The organism is Streptomyces calidiresistens (genome assembly GCF_014141525.1).
Lineage (GTDB): Bacteria > Actinomycetota > Actinomycetes > Streptomycetales > Streptomycetaceae > Streptomyces > Streptomyces calidiresistens.
In genome coordinates this window covers 1-5,787 of sequence record NZ_VKHS01000327.1, presented here as the reverse complement: position 1 = coordinate 5,787, position 5,787 = coordinate 1, and the positions used below count along the sequence as shown (strand labels likewise).

Genomic DNA, 5,787 nt, shown 5'->3' with positions numbered 1-5,787 from the left:
CGCCGAAGCCGCGCCCGACGCACCGGTCGCCGCCCCCCTCCCGGAGGCCGCCGACCGACCGACGGACGGGGCCGCGCCCGCCGAGGAATCCGGCGACGCGGTGGAGACCGGCGCACCGGCCCCGCCCGGGGACGGTGCGGGGCCGGTGGACGGGACACCGGTCGCCGACGCGCCCCCCGCACCCGCGGGAGCCGGGGAGCCGGCCCCCGCCGACGCGGCGCCGACCGGCGAGCCCGCCCCGCGCGGTCCCGCCGCGCCCGGTTACGACGAGGCCGATCGCGAGGCGGTTCACCGCCTGATGCGCGACCGTCGGGACATCCGCAACGGTTTCCGTCCCGACCCCATCCCGCACGAGGTGCTGCTGCGGGTCCTGGAGGCCGCGCACACCGCGCCCAGCGTGGGCCACTCCCAGCCCTGGGACTTCGTCATCATCCGCTCCGAGGAGACCCGGACCCGGGTGCACGAACTGGCCCAGCGGCAGCGGGATGTGTACGCGCAGTCGTTGCCCCGTGCCCGGGCCAAGCAGTTCCGCGAGCTGAAGATCGAGGCCATTCTCGACACCCCCGTCAACATCGTGGTCACCGCCGACCCCACCCGCGGCGGTCGACACACGCTCGGTCGGCACACCCAGCCGCAGATGGCGCCCTACTCCTCCGCCCTCGCGGTGGAGAACCTCTGGCTGGCGGCCCGGGCCGAGGGCCTGGGCGTCGGCTGGGTGAGCTTCTTCGACGAGCGGGAGCTGGTGCGCTCCCTCGATCTGCCCGACCACCTCGAGGTCGTCGCCTACCTGTGCGTGGGCTACGTGGACGAGTTCCCCGAGGAGCCGGAACTCGCGCGCGCAGGGTGGTCCAGGCGCCGTCCCCTCTCCTGGGTGGTGCACGAGGAGTCCTACGGTCGCCGTGCCCTGCCCGGCGCCGAACCGCACGATCTGCTGGCCGAGACCCTGGCCGAGATCCGCCCGCTGGACGCGCGGGCCCTGGGCGAGGCCTGGGAGCGGCAGAAGCGGATGACCAAGCCCGCCGGCGCCCTCGGCGCGCTGGAGATCCTCGCCGCCCAGCTCTGCGGCCTGTCCCGCACCTGCCCCCCGCCGGTGCCCGAGCCCGCCGCGGTGGCGATCTTCGCCGGGGACCACGGCGTGCACGCCCGGGGCGTCTCGCCGTGGCCGCAGGAGGTCACCGCGCAGATGGTGCAGAACTTCCTCGCCGGGGGCGCGGTCTGCAACGCCTTCGCCACCCAGGTGGGGGCCGAGGTCTGCGTGGTGGACGTGGGGGTCGCGGCCGATCTGCCGCCCCGCGACGGGCTGCTCCCGCGCAAGGTCCGCCCCGGCACCGACGACTTCACCGTCGGCCCCGCCATGAGCCGCGAGGAGGCGATCCGGGCGCTGGAGGTCGGCATCGAGACCGCCCGGGACCTGGTCGCCGCGGGCAACCGGGCCCTGCTCACCGGTGAGATGGGCATCGCGAACACCACCGTCGCGGCGGCGCTCACCGCCGTGTGGACCGGTGCCGATCCGGCCGAGGTGACGGGCCGGGGCACCGGCGTGGACGACGCCGGCCACGCCCACAAGGTGGACGTGGTGCGCCGCGCCCTGGAGTTGCACCGGCCGGATCCCGCCGACCCGATCGGCGTGCTGGCGGCCGTCGGCGGCCTGGAGCACGCCGCCCTCGCCGGGTTCATCCTGGGGGGCGCGTCCCTGCGGGTGCCGGTGATCCTCGACGGCGTCAGCGCCGGGGCCGCCGCGCTGGTCGCCCGGGCCATCGCCCCGGAGGCGGTGTCGGTGTGCGTCGCGGGCCACCGCAGCGCGGAGCCCGGCCACATGGCCGCGCTCGCGGCGCTGGGGCTGCGTCCCCTGGTCGACCTCGACCTGCGGCTGGGCGAGGGCACCGGTGCCCTGCTGGCCCTCCCGGTGGTCCAGTCCGCGGCCCGGGCCCTGCGCGAGGTCGCCACCTTCGACGCCGCCGGCATCACCGACAAGAACTGAGCGCCGGAAGGCCATCGGTCGGCTCCCCGACCGGTGGTCCCCGGGCCCCGGGGCGGCTCACCGTCCCGGAGCCCGGGCGGTGAGGTCGGGCGAGCCGGGACGAGCCGGTCGTCCCCCCGTCCGATGCCCGGAACCCCCGGGGCGCCCGGACGCCCCGCACCGTAGGGTGACCTCCGGGGAAACGCCTCGGCGGCCCGCCCCGGAGCAGTGGCGGGCCCGGCGTGCCCCTCCCGCAGCCCCCGGTCGAGGAGTCGCAGACCACCCATGCCCGAGATCCCCGCATACCCCGTCGGCCTGCGTCTGGCGGGCCGCCGCGTCCTCGTGCTCGGCGGCGGAACCGTCGCGCAGCGCCGCCTGCCCGCCCTGCTGGCCGCCGGTGCCGACGTCCACCTGATCTCGCCCGGGACCACCCCGGCGGTGCAGGCCATGGCGGAGGCGGGGGAACTGACCTGGGAGCGGCGCGGATACCGGCCGGGCGACCTGGAGGGCGCCTGGTACGCGCTGGTGGCCACCGACGACGCGGCGGTCAACGAGGCGGCGTCGGCCGAGGCGGAGGAGCGCCGGGTGTGGTGCGTGCGCAGCGACGACGCCGAGGCCGCCACGGCCTGGACCCCCGCGACCGCCCGGGAGGACGGGGTCACCGTCGCCGTCCTCACCGGCACCGACCCCCGGCGTTCGGCCGCCGTCCGGGACGCCGTGGTGGAGCGGATGCGCGACGGCTCGCTGACCGCCCCGGCCCACCGCGGGCGCACCGCCGGGGTGGCCCTGGTCGGCGGCGGTCCCGGCGACCCCGATCTGATCACGGTGCGCGGCCGCAGGTTGTTGGCGCAGGCGGACGTGGTGATCGCCGACCGTCTCGGTCCCCGCGACCTGTTGGACGAACTGCCGCCGCACGTCGAGGTGATCGACGCGGCCAAGATCCCCTACGGCCGGGCCATGGCGCAGGAGGCGATCAACGAGGCGCTGATCGAGCACGCGAAGGCCGGCCGGGCGGTGGTGCGCCTCAAGGGCGGCGACCCCTACGTCTTCGGCCGGGGCATGGAGGAGGCGCAGGCCCTCGCGGAGGCCGGGATCCCGGTCACGGTGGTGCCCGGCATCTCCAGCTCCATCAGCGTGCCGGCGGCGGTCGGCATCCCGGTCACCCACCGGGGCGTGGCCCACGAGTTCACCGTGCTCAGCGGCCACGTGGCCCCCGAGGACCCCCGGTCTCTGGTGGACTGGGCGGCCGTCGCCCGGCTGCGCGGCACCCTGGTGCTGCTGATGGCGGTGGAGCGGATCGGCGCGATCGCCGCCGAACTGATCCGGCACGGTCGGGACGCCGACACCCCGGTGGCCGCCGTGCAGGAGGGCACCACCGCGGCCCAGCGCAGGGTGGACGCCACCCTGGCGACCGTGGCCGACCGACTGGCGGAGGAGGGCGTCCGGCCGCCCGCCGTCATCGTCGTGGGGGACGTGGTGCGGGTGAACCCCGTGGACGGGAAGCGGTGACGGGCGGGTCCCGACCGGCGGCCCCCGGGGACGCCGGGGTTCCCGGCCCGGCGGCCCCCGTTCCGGTCGCCGATCCCGACGACCCCCGGCTCGCCGACTACACCTCGCTCACCGACGTGGCGCTGCGCCGCCGGCTGGAGCCGGAGCTGGGACTGTTCATGGCGGAGGGGGAGAAGGTCATCCGCCGTGCGCTGGAGGCGGGGTATCCGATGCGGTCCCTGCTGCTCACCCCCCGCTGGGCGGAACCGATGGCCGATCTGGTCTCCGCCGCGGCGGAGACCGGGGCGCCCGCCTGGTTGGTCACCGAGGAGACGGCCGAACGTCTCACCGGATACCACGTGCACCGCGGGGCGTTGGCGGCGATGGCGCGGCTGCCGCTGCCCGACCCCGCCGCCCTGCTCGCCGGTGCCCGACGGGTGGCGGTTTTCGAGGACATGGTGGACCACACCAACCTCGGCGCGGCCTTCCGCAACGCCGCCGCCCTGGGGGTGGACGCGGTCCTGCTGACCCCGGGGTGCGCCGACCCGCTCTACCGCCGGGCGGTCAAGGTCTCCATGGGAACGGTGTTCAGGGTGCCCTGGGCCCGACCGGGGCCGTGGCGCCGGACGGCGGAACTCCTCCGGACGGCGGGGTTCACCTCCGCGGCCTTCTGCCTCACCGAGGACTCGATCACCGTGGACGAACTCGCCGACCGGCACGAGGAACGCCTCGCCCTGGTGTTCGGCACGGAGGGGCACGGCCTCTCGGAGCGTGCCCTGCGCGCCTGCGACCTGAGGGTTCGCATCCCGATGGAGGCGGGCGTGGACTCCCTCAACGTGGCCGCCGCCTCGGCGATCGCCTTCCACGCCACCCGTCGTTGACATCCTCTCCGCCGTGAGGGGCGGTGATTCCCGCCCATCGCGCCGTTGAGGGCTGCGGTGTCGGGTGGGTTCCCGCTTCGGCGCGCTCCCCGGGCCGGCACGGCCGATCCGGGCGCCTCGGCGACGTCGACCGCCGCGTTGATGTCCCGCTCCGGGATCGCCCCGCAGGTCCGCGCCCGGACGTGCAGGGGATCGGGGCTGTCCTCGACGCCGCACCGCCGGCACACCCGGGAAGTCGGCCGGCCAACCTCGAGGTCATGCCTGCAGACGCTCGATCCAGGGGTGAGGTCCGTACGTCGTGGAGATCGCCTCGACGAGCCAACGTCGTTGCCGATCCGTGAGCACGGGCAGCGCGGCCCCGAAGTCCTCTTCGTCCTTGGGCCGAGGAGCCCGGGCTTTGTGGTAGAGCTGCACGTCCGGTGCGAGAAAGGGAACACCGTCGGCCGAGACCATCCCCAGCGTGCTGATCGGCCTCCGCACCCGGGGGTCACGCCGTGACACCCATTCCCGGCCGAGGGACTCATCGATCATGATCTGAATGCGCCAGGGATCGTCGGGCCCGGGCCGGCACCAGATGTCATGAACCTCCGGCGGCAGGGCCTCGTCCGACGCCCACGGACGCAGGCTTCCCGGTGGATCGGCGGCCCACCATTGCCAGCCCGACAGAGCCTGCTGAGCCATGAGTTGGTCACGCCGCAGCAGTAGGACATCCACATCCCCATGGTTCCGGATTCGGCGGCCCACCGCGAGCTCGATCGCCAGGCCTCCGGCCACCCACCAGCAGCAATCCAAGCCGGAGAACCTCGCGACAACCTCGCTCGGAGAGGCGGGATCCCACCTGCCGAACGGAGCCCGGAGACGTGTCATGCCGCTCATTCTCTCCCGGCCGCCCTCGAGCCGACGCACACCGCCCTTGCTCACGAGCCGTAACGGACACGGGAGTCGCAAGGCCGTCGGGGCCGGGAACGCCGACCACTCGATCAACGGTTCCCACCGATCCCGGACCCCGTGAACTCCCTCAAGGGCGTGTCCTCCCGCAGACCACCGGGGTTCCCAGGCCCCCTTCGCCACCACCGGTGGGTGCGACGCCCGTGGTCGGGCTCGTACTCCGCCGGATCGCTCGGCGGTGCGCCTCTCGGCATCGTGAAGCAGCACATCGAGCGGCACAACCGGCCGCTTCGCCCCGAGCCGGGTGAACAGTGCGGACCCGTGCCCGGGGCCGAGATGGGAGCAGTTCTCGGATGGGGTTCAACCACCGGGCCGAAGCCCGGCGCACCGCGAATGGTCGTCCCGGGGGCGTCGGAGCCGGTTCCCGACGTCAGCCGCGGGCCACCGCGATGGCGACGGCCACCAGGAAGGTCACCACGACGAAGACCACCAGGCGCTGGCGCAGCAGCCGGCCGTCGACGCCGCGGGAGGGGGGAGCGGAGGCCCGGGGGCCCGGCACGGAGCCGGAGG

4 protein-coding genes are annotated in these 5,787 nt (G+C 75.2%); 3 read left to right on the top strand and 1 reads right to left on the bottom strand.

Features of this window, described 5'->3' with window-relative positions; genetic code table 11:
* The 3 genes from cobT to FOE67_RS14540 form a co-directional block, all read left to right on the top strand.
* Positions 1–1,981, top strand: a 1,981-nt coding sequence (gene cobT, locus FOE67_RS14550; RefSeq protein ID WP_182664338.1) for a nicotinate-nucleotide--dimethylbenzimidazole phosphoribosyltransferase, incomplete at its 5' end; no start/stop codon positions are given.
* Between the two features lie 264 nt (positions 1,982–2,245).
* The gene (gene cobA / locus FOE67_RS14545) at positions 2,246–3,469 is read left to right on the top strand and encodes a uroporphyrinogen-III C-methyltransferase (RefSeq protein ID WP_182664336.1); all 1,224 of its coding nucleotides are present in this window, start codon (positions 2,246–2,248) and stop codon (positions 3,467–3,469) included.
* On the top strand, positions 3,466–4,329 hold the full coding sequence (locus FOE67_RS14540; RefSeq protein WP_182664334.1) for a TrmH family RNA methyltransferase: 864 nt from the start codon (positions 3,466–3,468) through the stop codon (positions 4,327–4,329). Before cobA ends, FOE67_RS14540 begins: the two co-directional genes overlap by 4 nt.
* A 255-nt stretch (positions 4,330–4,584) precedes the next feature.
* On the opposite strand, the gene FOE67_RS14535 is transcribed toward FOE67_RS14540, so the two are convergent.
* Entirely contained in the window at positions 4,585–5,196 is a 612-nt protein-coding gene (locus FOE67_RS14535) for a nucleotidyltransferase domain-containing protein (protein WP_182664340.1), read from the bottom strand.
* Between the last annotated feature and the right edge of the window lie 591 nt (positions 5,197–5,787).

Excerpts from the sequence above, each read along its gene's own strand:
- cobA (WP_182664336.1), top strand. The coding sequence starts at position 2,246 with ATGCCCGAGATCCCCGCATACCCCGTCGGCCTGCGTCTGGCGGGCCGC.
- FOE67_RS14535 (WP_182664340.1), bottom strand. The coding sequence starts at position 5,196 with ATGACACGTCTCCGGGCTCCGTTCGGCAGGTGGGATCCCGCCTCTCCG.